4 protein-coding genes are annotated in these 19498 nt (G+C 67.6%); 1 reads left to right on the top strand and 3 read right to left on the bottom strand.

The features are described from left to right. Nucleotides 1-21: 21 nt before the first annotated feature. Nucleotides 22-591, bottom strand: a complete 570-nt coding sequence (locus tag AC5Y5O_RS21610; RefSeq protein WP_500027358.1) for a carboxymuconolactone decarboxylase family protein — start codon at nucleotides 589-591, stop codon at nucleotides 22-24. A 264-nt stretch (nucleotides 592-855) separates the two neighbouring features. Between AC5Y5O_RS21610 and AC5Y5O_RS21605 the strand changes: the two genes are divergently transcribed. Continuing rightward, nucleotides 856-1767: a glycosyltransferase family 2 protein gene (locus tag AC5Y5O_RS21605; RefSeq protein ID WP_500027356.1), complete on the top strand. Its 912-nt coding sequence runs from the start codon at nucleotides 856-858 to the stop codon at nucleotides 1765-1767. On the opposite strand, the gene AC5Y5O_RS21600 is transcribed toward AC5Y5O_RS21605, so the two are convergent. Both AC5Y5O_RS21600 and AC5Y5O_RS21595 read right to left on the bottom strand, forming a co-directional pair. Beyond that, complete coding sequence (locus tag AC5Y5O_RS21600) at nucleotides 1764-9434, bottom strand: non-ribosomal peptide synthetase (RefSeq protein ID WP_500027352.1); 7671 nt, start codon at nucleotides 9432-9434, stop codon at nucleotides 1764-1766. The two genes, AC5Y5O_RS21605 and AC5Y5O_RS21600, sit on opposite strands and share 4 nt — an antisense overlap. Further along, the coding region (locus AC5Y5O_RS21595; RefSeq protein WP_500027349.1) for an amino acid adenylation domain-containing protein at nucleotides 9434-19498 on the bottom strand (10065 nt) is incomplete at its 5' end. The genes AC5Y5O_RS21600 and AC5Y5O_RS21595, both read right to left, overlap by 1 nt.

Raw genomic sequence — 19498 nt, 5'->3', positions numbered from 1 at the left:
AGTTATCGCCTGGCATGGCAATCAACTCGCCGGAGCACGCCCGTCCGGCGGCCAGCCCACCACGCCATCCTCCAAGGGCACCTCGAGGCTCCGCAGAATCGACGAGATCATCCGCCACGCGCTGATCGCGGTGACGAGCTCGACGAGAGTCGTTCTGTCGCCGTGCAATTCGCGCTCGCAAGCCGCCCAGCTGTCAGCGCTGACCGCGCCGTCGCGCACCACGTCGTCGGTGGCCGCCAGCACCGCGCGCTCGCGGGACCCGAAGCCCTCGTGCTGTTGCCAATCGTGCACACCCAGCAGGTCCTCGGTCGTGACACCCAACCGGGTTGCGACGCGCCAGTGCTGCGTCCATTCGTATTCGCACGCGGTGAGCCAACCGATCCGCATGATCACCAGCTCTCGCAACCGCGCGTCGAGCGAACCGTGCCACAGCATCGTCGCGAGCAGATCATTGACCGCGCGCGCCAGCTGCGGATGGTTCAGCAACACCTGGAAGATGCTGAGCTCTGCCATGTAGTCGGGTACCGCCGCCTCGTCGGCGGCGGCCTTGGCCTCGCCGAGTGGCAGTCCGGGCACGCGGGCTGTCGTCATCGGGCACTCCGATCAACTGGCGGAACGTCTGTCATCGTAGTCACGGGCAACCGGGGCCGGGCACAGATAGACACGTGTTGAACAACAGGCGGTCACCGGTGAACGTTCTACCAAAATGCGGCTATTCACCCCGTTATGCAGGCCCGATCACCACTACGGTTTACCGAAAAGGGCGCACTGAATTACTCGCCCTCGCAGCTGAATTCGGGGCCGGCTGTCTATGGCGCTGGCTGACCCCACATGTCCCCAGATTGGGTGTAAGCCATGCCGCAACAGCCCTCGGTCACGATCGTCATTCCCGCCTACAACGAAGAACGGTTCATCGGCAATTGCCTGGAATCGTGCATTAACCAGACCTCGGCACCGGACGAGATAATCGTCGTCGACAACAAGTCGACCGACGAGACCGCGTCGATTGTGCGCGAATACCAGGCGGCCGCACCGCACCTGGACATAAAGCTTCTCGACCAAACCGTCTACCAAGGCGCCGCCCCGACCCGCGACTGTGGATTCGACCATGCCCGGTGTGACGTGTTGGGCCGCATTGACGCCGATACCGTCATTCCGCCGGATTGGGTCGAGAAGGTTCGCGGTTACTTCCAGGATCCCGACATCGACGCCGCGAGCGGTCCGATCGCGATTTACGACCTGCCGCTGCGGGCATTTCTGTTCTGGGTGGATTCCACGCTTCGCTACCACCTGCACAAGCACGTCAAGAACGAACGGTTTCTGCTCGGCTGCAACATGGCAATTCGCGCAACCGCATGGAAGGGCGTGCGTCTTCAGACGCAGCCGGACCCCGAAATGCTCCTGCACGAAGATATCGACTTGGCGCTGACGCTGTTCAAGAACAATTTCAAGATTTCCTATGAGCCGTCCATGGTCGCCGCCATCTCGGGCCGGCGGGTGCAAGAGTCACCGCGTGATTTCTACCGATATGCGACGCGGTACACGCGAACGACCAAACTGCACGGCATCAAGAGCCCCACGGCACACACGACGATCGCCACTCTGCTGGCGCTGTATTACCCGTTCCGCACGATGCGGTTCTTCTATGACGCCGACCGACAACAATTCACGTTGGCAAGGCTGCGGGACCGCATCCAGAAAGTGGGCTTGTCTGCCACGGTGCGCATGCGGGTAAGCATTCGGCGCGGACCGGCCCCGGCCGCCTAGAGCAGTCCCACCAGCTGCAGGTCCGTCACGTACTTGATGATGACCCCTGGTGTGATGTGCGGGATGTCGTTGTCCGCACCGATTTTCGCTTCCTGCACCGCGGCGCGGAATCGGTCTGTCGGTGCGAACGACCCGCGGGTCGGCTCGAGCGGCTGAATCTGCTCGGGGTTGTGCAGCATCAACTGCAGCATCTGCAGCACGGAATGCTGGCGCTGCCGGTCCGGCAGAGCCCGCAGGCCGATCTCGAATTGCCGCACCCACTCCGCGAAGTCGTCGATGCGCTGGATCGGATAGCCGGCCTCAATGAGCCAGTCGACACAAGTATCGACTCCGATGCCGTCGTCGTGCGGGTTCATCACGTGATAGGTCTCGAACCCGTCGACCACCTGAGCCCCGAGGGTGGCGATCGACTCGGCGACGAATTCGACGGGCAGCGCGTCGTAGTGCGCCCGCTGCCGGTTGCCGCTCTCGTCAAGGCGGTAGAACGAACCGGGCGCGACGCCGGTGGCCACCAGGCTCAGGATCATCCGGGTGACGACGTCGGTCATGTTGAACTGGCCCGCGTAGCTGACGTCGGACAGGATCATGCCGCTGCGGAACACCGAAACCGGAAGCCCGAACTGCTCATTGGCCTCCCGGAGCAGCACCTCGCCGGCCCACTTGCTGTTGCCGTAGCCGTTGGCGAAGCTGCCGTCGAGGACGCGGGTAGGACTGATCACCCGGATGTCGGCGTCTTCGGTGAACAACGCCGGCTCGACCTGGCGGCCGAGGTCGGAGGTCGACACGTAGGTGTACGGCTTCATCCGCGAGGTCAGCGCGAACTTGATCAGTTCGCCGGTGCCAACGACGTTGGGCCCGAACAGCTCTCGGTAGGGCAGCACTTGGTTGACCACGGCGGCCGAGTCGACGATCAGATCGACGGTGTCGGCCAGTCGCTGATAGGTCTGCTCGTCGAGGCCCAGGTTGGCTTCGCCCTTGTCGCCGGCGACGACCTCGAGATGGTCGGCGGCCAGCTGATGGAAGTGGTCCACCAACCGCGGGTCGCCGCTGTCGAATGCCTTCTCCAGACGACGCCATGCCTCCTGGTCGGAGCCGGCGCGCACCAGGCAGATCAGCTTGCCGTCAACACGTTTCAGTTGCTTGAGCCACTCCAGCGCCAGGTACCGCCCCAGGAAGCCGGTCGCCCCGGTCAACAGCACCGTGCGCGCTTCGGCGCTCGGGCCCGGCAGCGTCGGAGCGCCGAGCAGCGTCGTCTCGTCGATGAACTTGTCCAAGGTGAGGTCGCTGGCACGCAGCCCCTCGGGGTCGCGGCCGTGCACCGCAACGAAACTCGGGCCGTTGGAGTCGGTCTCGTCGGCGTCGGGGTCGCTGTCCAGACGCACGCTCATGGCGCGAACCGACGGCGCCTCGAACAGCGTGCGCACCGACAGGTTGGAATCGAACGCCGTGTTGATCGCGGCGACCACCCGCATCGCCGATAGCGAATCCCCACCCAGGTCGAAGAAGGAGTTCTCGACGCCGACCCGCTCGATGCCGAGCACCTGGCCGTAGATCCCGGCCACGATCTCCTCGGTGGGCGTCGCGGGCGGAATGTAGCGGACCGCACTCTGGTATTCGGGTGCGGGCAGGGAGCGTTTGTCGAGCTTGCCGTTGACGGTGCGCGGCAAGGTGTCGAGCACGACGATCGCCGTCGGAACCATGTAGGCCGGCAGCCGCTCGCCCAGCAGGGCGCGCATCTGCGCGGTGTCCACCTCGCCGGTGACGGTGACGTAGCCGACCAGCCGCTTGTCACCCGGACGGTCCTCGCGAGCGATCACCGCCGCGGCCTGCACCCCGTCCAGGGCGGCCAGCGCCGCCTGCACCTCACCGAGCTCGATGCGGTAACCGCGGATCTTGACCTGCTCGTCGGCACGGCCCAGGTACTGCAACTGCCCATCGGCGCCCCAGCGCACCAAGTCGCCGGTGCGATACATGCGTTGTCCGGATGCTTCCGCGCCAGCGAACGGGCACGCCACGAACCGCGACGCGGTCAGGCCGGCCCGGCGCAGATAGCCGACGGCCACACCCCGGCCGGCGATGTACAACTCGCCGACCACACCTTCGGGCGCCGGCCGCAGCCACTTGTCCAGTACGAACAACGCCGCACCCGGCACCGGCACGCCGATCGGGGCGCCCTCGCCGGCCTTCATCGGCGCACTGATCGCCGCGTAGATGGTGGCTTCGGTCGGGCCGTAGGCGTTGATCATCACCCGTCCCGGCGCCCACTTGTCGACTATTTCATTCGGGGATGCCTCCCCCGCCATCACCAGCGTCGCGGACTCCAGCCCCTCGCCCGGCATCATCGCCAGCGCCGACGGGGTTTGGCCCACCACGGTCACCTGCGCGGCGACCAGCAAGTCCCGCAGCTCGTGAGCGGATGCCGCCGCCGAATCGGGCACCACGACCAACCGCGAACCGTGGAGCAAGGCATTGAAGATCTCCCACACCGAGACGTCGAAACTGTAGGAGTGCCACTGCGACCACACCTGGCCAGGGCCGGTCGGTGCGCCGGGGTCGGGCGCTTCCAGCAACGACGTCGCGTTGTGGTGGGTAATCGCCACGCCCTTGGGCACCCCGGTCGTCCCCGACGTGTAGATCGTGTACGCCAGGTCCTCCGGCGTCGCCACCGGGAAGGTGATGTCCGAAGGGATCGACAGGTCGGGGTCGTGGACGTCGATGACCGGCAGGTCGGCCCCGTCGAACCGCGACCGCATGGTCTCGTCGGTCATCGCGGCGACCGGCGTGGCATCGCCGAGCATGAATTCCAGACGCGCGTCGGGCATCGCCGGGTCGATCGGCAGGTAGGCCGCCCCGGACTTGAGCACCGCCACCATCGCGATGATCGCCTCGGCCGACCGGTTGAACAGCAACGCCACACATTCGCCCGGGCGCGCGCCGTTGCTGACCAGCACCCGCGCGAACCGCTCGGCCGCCTCGTCGAGCTCGCGGTAGGTCCACGACCGCTCGCCGTCCACCAGCGCGACCCCGTCCGGGGTCCGGGCCACCTGCGCGGCGAACATCGCCGGGATCGTCGTGCCCTGCGCCGGCTGGGTCAGCACGGCGCGGTTGCCCCACTCGTCCAGGCGGGCATGCTCACCGGCATCCAGCACGTCCATCGACGACAGCCGCTGGCTCGGGTCGGCGGTCATCGCCACCAGCACCCGCTGGAATCGCTCCACCAGCGTCTCGATGCTCGCCGGGTCGAACACGTCCGTGTCGTACTCGACGCGGATGCCCAGTTCGTGGCCCGGCAAGGCCATCACGGAAAGCGGGTAGTGGTTGTATTCGCGGTTCGTGACGTCGGTGATCGCCAGCTCGTGCACACCCACCGGCACGTTCGTGTCGATCGGGTAGTTCTCATACAGGAACAGCGTGTCGAACAACTGGTCGTGGCCGGTGGCGCGATGAATGTCGGACAGCCCCAGGTGCTCGTGCTCGAGCCGGTTGTTGTGCGCCGTCTGCAGCTGGTCGAGCAGCTCGGCGACCGTGGTGGCCACGGTCGTGTTCGCCCGCACCGCAACGGTGTTGATCAGCAGGCCGACAATCGATTCCGAACCCAGCACCTCGGGGGGCCGGCCCGAGACCGCGGTGCCGAACGCGACGTCGCGCTGGCCGGTCAGCCACATCAGCAACTGCGCCCAGCCGGCCTGCAGCACCGTGTTGACGGTGGTGTGGCAGGACCGGGCCAGCGTGCTGAGCGCGCGGGTGGTCTCGGCGGACACCCGGTACGAGTCGACGCGTCGCCGCCCGAGCCCTATCCGCGTGGCGGGACCGACCAGGGTCGGGTTGTCGAAGCCTTCGAACATCTGGCGCCAGGCCGCCTGTGCCGCCGGGCGGTCCTGTTCGGCGAGCCAGGTGAGAATGCTGCGGTAGGACGCGGGCGCGGGCAGCCGCTCGCCGTAGTAGCTGGCGAAGATTTCGCGCAGCAGGATCGGCAGCGACCACCCGTCCATCACGATGTGGTGGTTGGTGATCACGAACCGATGCTTGTTCTCGGTGGTCCGAATCAGCGCCGCACGGAAGGCCGGCCGGCCGAGAAGGTCGCTGACCGCATCGCGCTCGTCGGCGCACAGCTGCTCGATTTGCTCGTCGTGGCCGGCTTCGTCGCTGTCGAGCTGGATGTAGCGCCAGGCCATGACGGGCTCGGCGGGGATGATTTGCACCGGCTCGTCGAATTGGGCGGAGAACCGGGCCGCCAGGTTAGGGTGCCGGTTGACCACCGTCTGCACCGCTTCGCGCAGCCGCTGCGGGTCAATGGCACCGGCGATCGTGATACCCAGCTGCACCGCGTAGACGTCGTCGCCGTTGTCGCCGCCCTGGGCAACGCTGGCGTGGAACAGCAGACCCTGCTGCACCGGGGTCAGCGGCAAGACGTCGGCGAGGTGGTACTGCTGCTCGAGTTGGTCGAGCTGCCGCTGGGTCAGCCGTGCCGGGGCCAGGTCGGACGGCGTCAGGCCGCCGCCGCCGTTGCGCACGTGGGCACAAATGCCGGTCAGGGCCTCGAACCACAGCGTGCTCAGCCGGCCGATCTGCTCACCGTCCAGCGCCGAGGGCGCCCAGGTCCAGTTGGCGTGCAGGTGCGGGCCCGCTTCAGTGTCCATCGTGCCGGCGTTGAGGTCGACGGTGTGCATCAGCGGCAGCGGCACCGCGGTGGCCGCGCCGGCGACCGACAAGCCTTCTTCGGAGATCCGCCACAGATCACCGGCAAGCTCCGTGGCCGTGCCGGCGCCCAGCCGGCCGAGGTAGTTGAACCCGATTGCCGGCTCGCTGCCCTGCAGGTCGACCTCGTTGTTCGTGTAGCGCAGCAGTCCGTAGGTCAGCGGATCGGGCAGGCCGCGCAGCTGCTCCTTGGCGTCCTTGATCACCGGCCCCAGGGCCGCGTCACCCGCGACCACCCGCGACCAGTCCAGTCCGGCGACGGCCAGCGACACCGGGTACTTGGTGGTGAACCAGCCGACGGTGCGCGACAAGTCGACGCCCCGAGCCAACTCTTCGTGGCGGCCGTGTCCTTCGACGCCGATGCCGATCGGCGAGCCGTTCCCCAGGAACTCCGCCCAGGCCAACCCGAACGCGATCAACAGAATGTCTTGCACCCCAGCGTGAAACGCCGACGGCACCTCACCCAACAGCAATCGCGTCGTCTCGACGTCGAGCTCGGCCGACATGTGCTCGGCACTGACGTAGGTGTCCACCTCGGGTCGCACGGCCGGTAATGCGGCCGGCACCGATGCCACTCGCCGCCACGCCTCGGCCTGCTCCACCACCGCGGGGCGCTGCGCGTACTCCTCGAGCAGCGACGACCAGCGGGCGAAGGACGTCCCGCCCGGGGGCAACTCGATCGGTTGCCCGCTGTGGTGCTGAGCCCAGGCAATGTTCAAGTCTTCCAACAGGATTCGCCACGACACCCCGTCGACAGCCAGGTGATGAATGATCAGCACCAACTGCGACGCGGAGCTCACCCACAACGCGCTGAGCATCACGCCGGCGGCGGGGTTCAGCCGTGACCGCGCCTCGACGAGCGCCTCGTCGGACAGCACCTCTACCGACTGCAGCAGACCGGCGGCATCCACGGTCCCCACTTCGGGTACCTGAAGCGACCACTCCCCCGCGTCGTCGTCCTCGACCCGCAGCCGCAGGGTGGCATGCCGATCGATCAACGCCTGCAGCACGGGTGCCACGTCGGCTTCGGTTACCCCGGACGGAGCCTGCACCACCATGGTCTGGTTGAACTGCTCGACGGGGCCCACCACGCCCTGCAGCCACCGGATGATCGGGGTGGCGACCACGTCGCCGATACCCTCGTCGACGACGCCGTCGGCGCCGTCGGTCATCGTGGCTACCCGGGCCAGCCGGGCCACCGTCTGTTCGACGAAAATGTCTCGCGGACGGCACATTACGCCGGCCGCCCGGGCGCGCGCCGACACCTGCATCGACAGGATGCTGTCACCGCCCAGGTCGAAGAAGGAGTCGTCGACACCGACCCGTTCGACACCGAGCACTTGGGCGTAGATTCCGGCCAGGATCTCCTCGACCGCGTCCGACGGCGCGCGATATTCGCCGCCGCCGGCGTATTCGGGCGCGGGCAGGGCACGTTTGTCGAGCTTGCCGTTGACGGTCAGCGGCAGCGTGTCGAGCACGACGATCGCCGTCGGAACCATGTAGGCCGGCAGCCGCTCGGCCAGCGTGCTGCGCATCGTGGCGGTGTCCACGTCCGCGGTGACCGTGGCGTAACCGACCAGCCGCTTGTCGCCCGGGCGATCCTCGCGAGCGATCACCGCCGCGGCCTGCACCCCGTCCAGGCCGGCCAAAGCCGCCTGCACCTCACCCAACTCGATGCGGTAACCGCGGATCTTGACCTGCTCGTCGGCACGGCCCAGGTACTGCAACTGTCCGTCGGCGCCCCAGCGCACCAGGTCCCCGGTGCGATACATCCGGTCACCCGGCTCGCCGAACGGGCACGCGACGAACCGCGACGCGGTCAGGCCGGCCCGGCGCAGATAGCCCACGGCCACACCGCGACCGGCGATGTACAACTCACCGGTCACCCCCTCCAGCGCCGGCCGCAGCCACTTGTCCAGCACGAACAGCGCAGCACCGGGCACCGGCGAACCGATCGGCGCACCCGTGTCCGGGGTCAACGGCTGGCTCATCGCCGCGTAGATCGTGCCCTCGGTCGGACCGTAGGCGTTGATCAGCACGCGACCGGGCGCCCACCGGTCGAGCACCTCGGACGGGAGCGCCTCGCCGGCCACGAACACCGTGGTGGACTCCAAGCCGTCCGACGACAACATTGCTGCCGCAGAAGGGGTTTGGCACAGGACATTGACCTTTTCGGCGATCAGCAGTGCATGCAGATCGTCAGGCGAACTGGCCACCGCTTCGGGAACGATCACCAGCCGTCCGCCGTGCAGCAGGGCGCCGAAGATTTCCCACACCGAAACGTCGAAGCTGTAGGAGTGCCACTGCGACCACACCTGCCCCGGACCGGGCGGCACCGCCGAGTGCAGCTTCTCCAGCAGGGACGTCGCATTTTGGTGAGTGATCGCCACGCCCTTGGGCACCCCGGTCGTCCCCGAGGTGTAGATCATGTACGCGAGATCCTGCGGCGCCGGCGCGGACAATTCGGTGCCGGGATCCTCGCCCGGCTCGTCGAAGTCCACGACGAACAGGTCGGTCCCGTCTAGCCGCGACCGGTGGGCCGCGGTCGTGAGCGCCGCGACCGGCGTGGCGTCGCCGAGCATGAATTCCACCCGCGCGTCCGGCAGCGCGGGATCGATCGGCAGGTACGCCGCCCCGGCTTTGAGCACCGCCATCATCGACACGATCGCCTCGGTCGAGCGCGAAAACAGCAGTGCCACAGTCTGTCCCGGGCCCGCACCGTGCGCGGTCAGCACCCGCGCCAACAGCTCCGCGGTCTCATCGAGCTCACGGTAGGTCCACGACCGGTCCCCGCACACCAGCGCGACGGCCTCCGGGGCGTTCGCGACCTGCGCCGCAAACAGCTCGGGAATCGTCACGCTCTTAGCCGGGCGGGTCAATACGGCGCGGTTGCCCCACTCGTCCAGCCGCGCGACTTCACCCCCGTCGAGGAGATCAATCGATAAGAGCCGCCGTTTACCGTCGGCCATTACTCATCCCCTGAATCGTCAGTCATGGCTACCAGCACTCGCCGTAACCGCTCGACCAACGTTTCGATACTGGCCTTGTCGAAGACATCGGTGTCATATTCGACTCGAAGGCCCAGTTCGTGGCCCGGCACGGCTTGCACTGACAGCGGGTAGTGGTTGTACTCGCGGTTCGTGAACTTGGTGATCGTCAGATCCTGAACCCCCGACAGCGCTGCGGTGTCGATCGGGTAGTTCTCGTAAACGAACATAGTGTCGAACAGCTGGTCGTGCCCGGTGATTCGGTGAATTTCGTTCAACCCCAGATACTGGTGCTCGAGCGTTTCGGTGTACGAGCTTTGCAATTGGTCCAGCAGATCGCCGATGGTGGTGGCCGAGTTGATGTTGGCGCGGACCGGAACCGTGTTGATCATCAGGCCGACGATGGATTCCGCGCCGGGCAGGTCGGTCGGCCGTCCCGAGACCGCGGTACCGAACGCGACATCCGGCTGACCGGTCATCCGCATCAGCAGCTGGGCCCAGGCGGCCTGCAGCACGGTGCTGACGGTGGTGCGGCAGGAACGGGCCAGCTCGCTCAGCGCAGCGGTGGTCTCGGCGGACACCTGGAACTCTTCGACACCTCGCTGGCCAAGCCCCATCCGCTGCGGCGGGCCGACCAGGGTCGGGGTGTCGAAGCCGTCGAACACCTCGCGCCACGCCGCCCGGGCCGTGCTGCGATCCTGACTGGCCAGCCAGGTGACGAACTTGCGGTACGACACCGCCGCAGGAAGCCGGGCACCGTAGTAGCCAGCGAAAATCTCTTGCAGCAGAAGCGGTTTCGACCAACCGTCCAGCACGATGTGGTGGTTGGTCAACACGAACCGGTACTGGTTTTGCGCGGTGCGTAGCAGTGCCGCCCGGAAGGCAGGCTTACCGACGAGGTCGCAGACGGCGGCGCGTTCGGCCGCGGATACCTGCTCAACCTGCCCGTCGACATCGGCGTCGCCCAATTCGAGGTACTGCCAAGTCAATTCGGGCTGGGCCGGCAAAATTTGCAGTGGCTCGTCGAAGTCACCGCTGAAGCGGGCGACCAGGTGCGGGTGCCGGGTGACGACCGTGTGCACCGCATCGCGCAGCCGGTCCGGGTCGACCGCACCGGTGATGCTGATGTCGAGCTGCACCGCGTACAGGTCGTCGCCGCTGACACCGAGGTCCTCGGCGGTGCTGGCGTGGAAGAACAGGCCCTGCTGCAGGGGAGTCAGCGGCAACACGTCGGCGATCTGCTCGCTCTGTTGCAGTTCGTCGATCTGCTGCTGGCTCATCCGCGCCGGCGCGAGGTCGGACGGCGTCAAGCCACCGCCGCCGCCCCGGACGTGCTCGCAGATGCCCGACAGCGCGTCAAACCACAACTGGCTCAACCGATTGATCTGAGCCTCGTCGAGCGCCGAGGTCGCCCACGTCCAGTTGGCCTGCAGCTGCGGGCCACCTTCGGTGTCCATGGTGCCGGCGTTGAGCTCGACGGTGTGGGCCAGCGGCATGGCGACGGCCGTCGCTGCCGCCGCGGCCGGCAGGTCGTCCTGAGAGAGCTGCCACAGGTCACCGGAAAGGTCCGTCGCGCCCGCGCCGAGACGGCCGAGGTAGTTGAAGCCGATCGCCGGGTCGGATTTATCCAGCTCGACATCGGGGTTCAGGTAGCGCAGCAGACCGTAGGTGAGCGGGTCGGGCAGACCACGCAGCTGCTCCTTGGTGTCCTTGATCACCGGGCCCAGCGCAGTGTCACCGGCGACCACTTTCGTCCAGCCCAGCTCACCGACGGCCAACGACACCGGGTACTTGGTGGTGAACCAGCCGACCGTGCGCGACAGGTCAACGTCGGCGGCCAGTTCCTCGTGCCGCCCGTGGCCCTCGACGTCGACACCGATCGGCGAGCCGGTCCCCAGGAACTCGGCCCAGGCCAGTCCGAACGCGATCAACAGAATGTCTTGCACCCCAGCGTGAAACGCCGCCGGCACCTCACCCAGCAGCATGCGGGTCGTCTCGACGTCCAACCCGACCGACAGTTGCCCGGCCGTGGCAAACGTGTCCGTGGGCTGCACCGCGGGCAGTGCGGCGGGCACGGCGGCGACCTGCCGCCACGCCTCGGCCTGGGCGAGGACCTCGGGTGCACGGGCGTGCTGGTCCAGCAGCGACGACCAGCGGGCGAACGACGTGCCCGGTACCGGCAACGCCACCTCTTGCCCACTGTGATGCTGCGCCCAGCCGATGTTCAAGTCTTCCAACAGGATTCGCCACGACACACCATCGACCGCGAGGTGGTGGACGATCAGCACCAATTGCGACGTGGAGTTGACCCACAGCGCACTCAGCATCACACCGGCGGCCGGGCTCAGCCGCGACCGCGCGTCGACGAGCGCCTCGTCGGACAACATGTCGACCGACCGGAGCAGCGCGCCGGCATCCACCGACCCGACCTCAGGCACCCACAATGACCAACCACCGGCGCCGTCGTCGTCCACGCGCAGTCGCAGCATCGCGTGGCGATCCACCAGCGCCTGCAGCACCACCAGCGCGTCGGATTCGGTCACGCCGTCGGGCGCCTGGACCACCATCGTCTGGTTGAACTGCTCGACCGGGCCGTCGGTTTCCTGCAGCCAGCGAATGATCGGGGTGGCAATGACCTCGCCCAGGCCCTCGTCGGCCGCGCCGTCGCCTTCGGCACCCATCCTGGCCACCCGGGCCAGCCGCGCCACGGTCTGCTCGACGAAAACGTCACGGGGACGGCACATCACACCGGCCGCCCGGGCCCGGGCCACCACCTGCATCGACAGAATGCTGTCGCCGCCCAGGTCGAAGAAGGAGTCGTCGACACCAACCCGCTCCACACCCAGCACCTGCGCGTAGACCCCGGCCAGGATCTCCTCGATCGCGTCGGTCGGTGCGCGATAGCTGTCGACGTCGGAGTACTCCGGCGCGGGCAGCGCGCGGGTGTCCAATTTTCCGTTGACCGTCAGCGGCAGCGCGTCCAGCACCACCACCGCGACCGGCACCATGTACGACGGGAGCCGCTCGGCCAGCTGGCTGCGGATCTCGGTCGGGTCAGCCGTTCCGGTGACGTAGCCGACCAGGCGCTTGTCACCGGGCCGGTCCTCGCGGGCGATCACCGCGGCCTGGTAGACCCCGTCCAGACCGGCCAGCGCCGCCTGGATCTCGCCGAGTTCGATGCGGTAGCCGCGGATCTTGACCTGCTTGTCGGCACGGCCCATGTAGCGCAGCTGTCCGTCGGTGCCCCAGGACACCAGGTCGCCGGTGCGATACATCCGCGATCCGGGTCCGCCGAACGGGCAGGCGACAAACCGCGTCGTGGTCAGGTCCGGGCGTCCGACGTACCCGCTCGCCACGCCGGCGCCGGCCACGTACAGCTCGCCGACCACGCCGGGGGCGACGGGCCGCAGCCAGCCGTCCAGCACGAAGAAGGCGAGATGCGCCAACGGCACCCCGATGGGGCTGTTGTTGCTGTCGACGTCGGCGTCGACGATCTCCCGGAACGAGGCGTGCACGGTCGTCTCCGTGATGCCGTACATGTTGATCATGCGCGGTAGCCCCGGGTGGTTGTGCAACCACGTCTGAAGACGTTGCGGCTCAAGCGCTTCGCCACCGAAGACCACGGTCTGAAGCTTCAGCTGCTGTCCCAGCTCGGGTTGCAGCGCGTCGGCGGCCTGCAGTGCGTAGAACGCCGACGGCGTTTGGCTCAACACACTGACTTGTTCGCTGACCAGCAGGGCGTGCAGGTCTTCCGGTGAGCGGACCACGGCGTCGGGCACCACGACCACCCGGCCGCCGTGCAGCAGCGCGCCCCAGATCTCCCAGACCGAATAGTCGAAAGCCAGCGAATGGCATTGCGTCCAAACCTGTCCCAGCTCCATCTCGGCGTCCAGGGACTCCAGCAGCTGGGTCACGTTGCGGTGGGTGACGGCCACGCCTTTGGGCTTACCGGTGGTGCCCGAGGTGTAGATGATGTAGGCGACGTGGTCGGCCGCGGGTATCGGCAATGCGGTGCTGGGCGCCGCGCCGATGGCCGGGTCCTCGACATCGATGACCAGCAGGTCGGCGCTTTCCAGCCGGGGGCGCAGGTCCGCGGTGGTCAGAGCGGCGATCGGCGCCGAGTCCGACAGCATGAACTCCATCCGCGCCGTCGGGTGCGCGGGATCCATCGGCAGATACGCCGCGCCCGTCTTCAGCACCGCCAGCAGCGACACGATCGCCTCGGCGGATCGGTTGAGTAGCACCGCAACTCGCTCGCCCGGGCCGGCTCCGCGGTCGGATAGCCAGTGCGCCAACCGGTTTGAGGCCTCGTCGAGCTCGCGGTAGGTCCACGACCCGTCCCCGCTGTTGACGGCCACGGCCTCCGGAGCGCGCGCGACCTGCGCGGCGAACAGTTCCGGAATCGACACCGGCGCGCTCGCGGGCAGCGTCAGCACCTCGCGGTTGCCCCATTCCTCGAGCCGCGAGTGCTCGTCGGCGTCGAGCAGGTCGATCGACGACAGCCGTCGGGTGGGGTCGGTGGTCATCGTGACCAGCACCCGCCGCAACCGCTCGATCAGCGAATCAATGGTGGCGACATCGAAGACGTGGCTGTCGAATTCGACGCGCAGGCTCAGTTCGTGGCCCGGCGTCACTACCACCGACAGCGGGTAGTGGTTGAATTCGCGGCTGCTGAAATCGGTGATGGCCAACTCTTGGACGCCGAACAGCGCGCCCGCGTCGATCGGGTAGTTCTCGTAGAGGAAAAGCGTGTCGAAGAGCTGGTCATGGCCGGTCACGCGGTGAATGTCACGCAGCGCCAGGTGGTCGTACTCCAGGGTGTCGTTGTGGAACCGCTGCAGTTGGGCCATCAGGTCGGCGATCGTGGTCGTCGCCGTGGCGCTGGCCCGCACCGGCACGGTGTTGATCAACAGACCCACCAGCGCGTCGGCACCGGGCAACTCGGTGGGCCGGCCGGAGACCGCGGTGCCGAATGCGACATCGTGATGCCCGGTCAGCCACATCAGTACCTGCGCCCAGGCGGCCTGTAGCGCGTTGCTGACGGTGGTGTGGTTCGAGCGCGCCAGCTCGGTCAGGGCCTGAGTGACGTCGGCAGGCACCCGGTACGACTCCACGCCGCGCTCGGCGGCCTGCCCCGGCGGGCTCACCAGCGTCGGCGTGTCAAAGCCGGCCAGGACTTCGCCCCACGCCGCTTGCGCCGCGTCGCGATCCTGCGCGGCCAGCCAGGTGACAAAGCTGCGGTACGACGGCGGCGCGGCCAGCCGCTGCCCGTAGTAGAGAGTGAAGATCTCCTGCAGCAGGATCGGCAGCGACCAGCCGTCGATCACGATGTGGTGGATGGTCAGCACGAACCGGTGCCGGTTGTCCGCGGTGCGGATCAAGGCCACCCGGAAGGCCGGCTGGTCGGCGATGTCGCACACCGCGGCGCGCTCGTCGGCGCACAGCTGCTGGACCCGCTGATCGACTTCGGCCTCGCCGCCGGCCATTTCGACGTACTGCCACGCCATGACGGGTTCGGCCGGAATGATCTGGATCGGCTCGTCGAACTGTTGGTTGAACCGCGCCGCCAGGTTGGGGTGACGGTTGACCACCGTCTGCACCGCCTCGTGCAGCCGCTTGTGATCGAGCGGGCCGGTCACGGTGATGCCCAGCTGCACCGCGTACAAGTCGTCGCCGGAGCCCTCCGCGAGCGCGGAGTGGAACAACAGCCCCTGCTGCACCGGGGTCAGCGGCAGCACGTCGGCAATGCGGAGCTGGCGGGACAGGTCGTCGATTTGTTGCTGGGTCAGCCGCGCGGGGGCCACGTCGGACGGCGTCAGCCCGCCCCCGCCGCGGCGGACGAGCGCGCAAATGCCGGCCAGGGCCTCGAACCACAGCTGGCTGAGCCGGTTGATCTGGGTGTCGTCGAGCGCCGACGGCGCCCAGGTCCAGTTGGCGTGCAAGTGCGGACCGGCGTCGCTGTCGACGGTTCCGGCGTTTAGTTCGACGGTGTGCGCCAACGGCATCGGGATCGACGCGGCCGCGCCGGCCAGGGCGAGGCTCTCCTGGCTGACCCGCCACAGGTCCTCGGAGAGCTCGGCCGCCGAGGCGCCCAGGCGGCCGAGGTAGTTGAAGCCGATCGCCGGGTCGGCTCCGGCCAGGTCGACGTCGGGATTCAGGTACCGCAGCAGGCCGTAGGTCAGCCCGTCGGGCAGGGCGCGCAGCTGCTCCTTGACCGCTTTGATGACCGCGCCGAGGGCGGGGTCGCCGTCGACCACCCGCGCCCAGTCCAGGCCATCCACGGTCAGCGCCACGGGGTACTTGGTGGTGAACCACCCGACCGTGCGCGACAGGTCCACGTAGGGATTCAGTTCTTCGTGGCGACCGTGACCCTCGACGTCGATGGCGAGCGGCTTGCCCGCAGAACCCAGGAATTCCGCCCAGGCCAAGCCGAACGCGATCAACAGAATGTCTTGCACCCCAGCGTGAAACGCGGCCGGGACCTCACCCAGGATCTGGCGGGTCGTGTCGACGTCCAGGTCCACCGACAACCGTCCGGCGTTGGCGTGCGTGTCCACCGCCGGCTGTACGGCCGGCAGTGCGGCCGGGGTCGCCGCCACCTGGCGCCAGGCGTCCACCTGCGCCACGACGGCCGCGTCGCGGGCGTGCTCTTCGAGTAGCGATGACCACCGGGCAAACGAAGTCCCCGGCGCAGGCAGCTCCACCTCTTGCCCGCTGTGGTGCTGAGCCCACGCGATGTTCAAGTCTTCCAACAGGATTCGCCACGAGACGCCGTCGACGGCCAGGTGGTGAATGATCAACGCCAATTGCGACGTCGAGGTCACCCACAGCGCGCTGAGCATCGCCCCGGTAGCCGGGTTCAGCCGCGACCGGGCCTCCGCGAGCGCCTCGTCGGTCAACACGTCGACCGAACGCAGCAGACCGGCGCCTTCCAGCGATTCCACTTCGGGCACCCACAGCGACCAGCCGCCGGTGCCGTCGTCGTCGGCCCGCATCCGCAGGGTGGCATGGCGATCAACCAGGGCCTGCAGTACCACCGCCACGTCGGCCTCGGTCACTCCGGCCGGGGCTTGCACCACCATCGCCTGGTTGAACTGCTCGACAGGGCCGTCGACGTCTTGCAACCAGCGGATGATCGGGGTGGACACCACCTCGCCGAGACCCTCGTCGGCCACCCCGATCTCGCCGGTGGCCACGCTGGCCACCTGGGCCAGCCGGGCCACGGACTGCTCGACGAAAACGTCGCGCGGACGCAGCAGTACACCGGCCGCCCGGGCCCGCGACACGACCTGCATCGACAGGATGCTGTCGCCGCCCAGGTCGAAGAACGAGTCGTCGATGCCGACCCGCTCCAGCCCCAGGATTTCGGCGTAGATCCCGGCCAGGACCTCTTCGACGGCGGTGGTCGGGGCGCGATAAGCGCCACCGACGTTGTGGTATTCGGGCGCCGGCAGGGCGCGGGTGTCCAGCTTGCCGTTGGGCGTCAGCGGCAGCGTCTCCAGCACCACCACGGCGGCGGGCACCATGTATGCCGGTAACCGCTCGGCCAGTCTGGCCCGGGCCGCGGCGGGGTCGACGGTGCCGGTGACATAGCCGACCAGGCGCTTGTCCCCGGGGCGGTCCTCGCGGGCGATGACCGCGGCCTGCTTGACCTCGTCGAGGGCGGCCAGGGCGGCCTGGACCTCACCCAATTCGATGCGATACCCGCGGATCTTGACCTGCTCGTCAGCGCGGCCTAGATAAAGGAGTTGTCCGTCGTCACCCCACGAGACCAGGTCTCCGGTGCGGTACATCCGCTCCCCCGGTTGCCCGAACGGGCATGCGACGAATCGCGACGAGGTCAGACCGGCCCGGCGGATATAGCCGCACGCGACGCCGGCGCCGGCTACATACAACTCACCGACCACGCCGGGCGGCACCGGCTTCAGCCACCGGTCCAGCACGAACAACGCCGCACCCGGGACCGGCGAACCGATCGGCACCACACCGGATCCGGGCACCAGCGGCGCGCTGATCGCCACACACACCGTGGTCTCGGTGGGGCCATAGCCGTTGATCATCACCCGGCCGGGCGCCCACTGATCCATGACCTCGGGCGGGCAGGCCTCGCCGGCGACCACCAACGCGGCGGTCTCCAAACCCTCGGGCGAGAGCATCCCGACTGCCGACGGAGTCTGGGTGAGCACGCTGACGTGTTCGCCGACGAGTAAGGCGTGGAAGTCGTCTGGCGAGCGAGTCACCGACTCCGGCACGACCACCAGTCGCCGGCCCCCCAGCAGGGCAGCCCAAATCTCCCAGACGGAGAAGTCAAAGGCCAGGGAGTGGCATTGCGACCAAACACCGGTCCGCGGCAGACCCGCATCGAAGCAGGCGAACAGTTGCGTGACGTTATGATGAGTAACGGCAACGCCTTTGGGAGTCCCCGTGGTTCCGGACGTGTAGATCACGTGGGCGAGGTTGTCCGGGTCCGGCATCGGCAGTGCCGTGCTGGGTTGGGCCGCGATGCGGGGATCGGCGACGTCGATGACCACCAGATCCTGTCCGTCCAGCCGCGATCGCAGGTCAGCGGTGGTCACGGCGGCCGCCGGCGCGGCGTCGGAAAGCATGAACTCCGTGCGTGCTGCAGGGAGTGCCGGGTCGATCGGCAGGTATGCCGCGCCGGTCTTCAATACGGCGAGAATCGCGATGATCGCGTCGGCGGAACGCGAGAACTGAAGTGCCACAACCTGGCCCGGGCCCACGCCCTCGCTGACCAGCAGGTGCGCCAACCGGTTGGCGGCCTGGTCGAGTTCCCGATAGGTGGTGGACCGTCCTTCGAAGGTGACCGCGACCGCCTCGGGGGTGCTCTCCACGTGCTTGGCGAACGTCGCCGGAATCGACACCTTGGTCGGCGCAAGCTCGGTCAGGACGGCCCGATTGCCGAATTCGTCGAGGCGGGCCGTGTCGTCGGCATCGAGCGCCTCGATCGACGACAGCGTCGCGGTGGGGTCCTCGACCATCAGCAGCAGCACCTGCTGCAACTTCGCCGCGAGATCGGCGACGTCGAAATTCGCAAACGGTTGCCCGGGACCGGCCGTGCTCAGGAAAAGCTGATCGCCCGCGCCGAGGAAGAAGAACCCGAAGTGGCCGACGGGGCCATGGTTCGTGTACCCCGCGTGCGCCGGTGCGCCGGCAAGATTCAGGGTCAGGCGGGACGGGATGAAGTTCACGCCCACCCGGTTTGCGCCCTGCCGGGCGCCGCCTTCGCCCTCGAGGGCGTGGACGGGGTAGCGCTGATGCGCCAACAGCTCCCGGATACGTGTGTCGACGTGGGCGACAAAGTCGCCAACGGTCGTTTCCGGTGATGTCGTCAATACCAATGGGACGACGCCGGCAAGCATCGCGGGCAATTTCTTCGACTCTTCGGTCACCCGGCGGCTGACCGGGAAGTCCAGCGTCACCTCGTTGGCGTTACCGGACCATCCACGCACCAACAGCGCGCACGCGGCGGTGATGGCCGAATACCGGCGGACCCGCAACTGTTTGGTCAACTGCTGCATTCGACCCACCACCGCCGGGTCCAACTGGACCGATGCAGAGGTCAGATACGGGTCACGCTCCTCGGTGACCTGAGGTAGCCGGTAATGGAATCCGCTCTCGGTCGGCAGGTGTTCCTGCCAATAGGCCTCGTCATCCTGGTAGTCGGCCGAGGCCTCGTAACCGGATTCGCAATCGATCAGGTCCTGCAGGGAACCGAAGTACGCGTCAGGCACCGGATCGCCGGCGACAAGTGCCGTGTAGACGGTGGCGACGCGGCGGCTCACCAGCGCCATGCCCATGCCGTCTACGGCGATGTGGTGGCAGCAGGCGAACAAATAGAATTCGTTATCTTGCGTCTGGAATAAGGTAAAGATGAAAAGCGGACCCGAGAATGGCATGGGCGTGCGTTGAATTGAAGACGCCATTTCCCGGACTTTTCGTACGGGATCATCCGAGCCCCGGAAATCATAGAAGCCCAGCTCGGTATCGGGATAATCGACAGCCTTCTGCAAAACAACATGGCCGTC

The sequence above is a fragment of the Mycobacterium sp. NGS40 genome, from assembly GCF_059812735.1.
Note: the sequence above shows the minus strand (reverse complement) of the source record. Positions and strands in the feature narration are given on the sequence as shown.

What these genes read in the sequence shown, in the direction of transcription:
- AC5Y5O_RS21610 (WP_500027358.1), bottom strand. Translation starts at nt 591, where the DNA reads ATGACGACAGCCCGCGTGCCCGGACTGCCACTCGGCGAGGCCAAGGCC.
- AC5Y5O_RS21605 (WP_500027356.1), top strand. Translation starts at nt 856, where the DNA reads ATGCCGCAACAGCCCTCGGTCACGATCGTCATTCCCGCCTACAACGAA.
- AC5Y5O_RS21600 (WP_500027352.1), bottom strand. Translation starts at nt 9,434, where the DNA reads ATGGCCGACGGTAAACGGCGGCTCTTATCGATTGATCTCCTCGACGGG.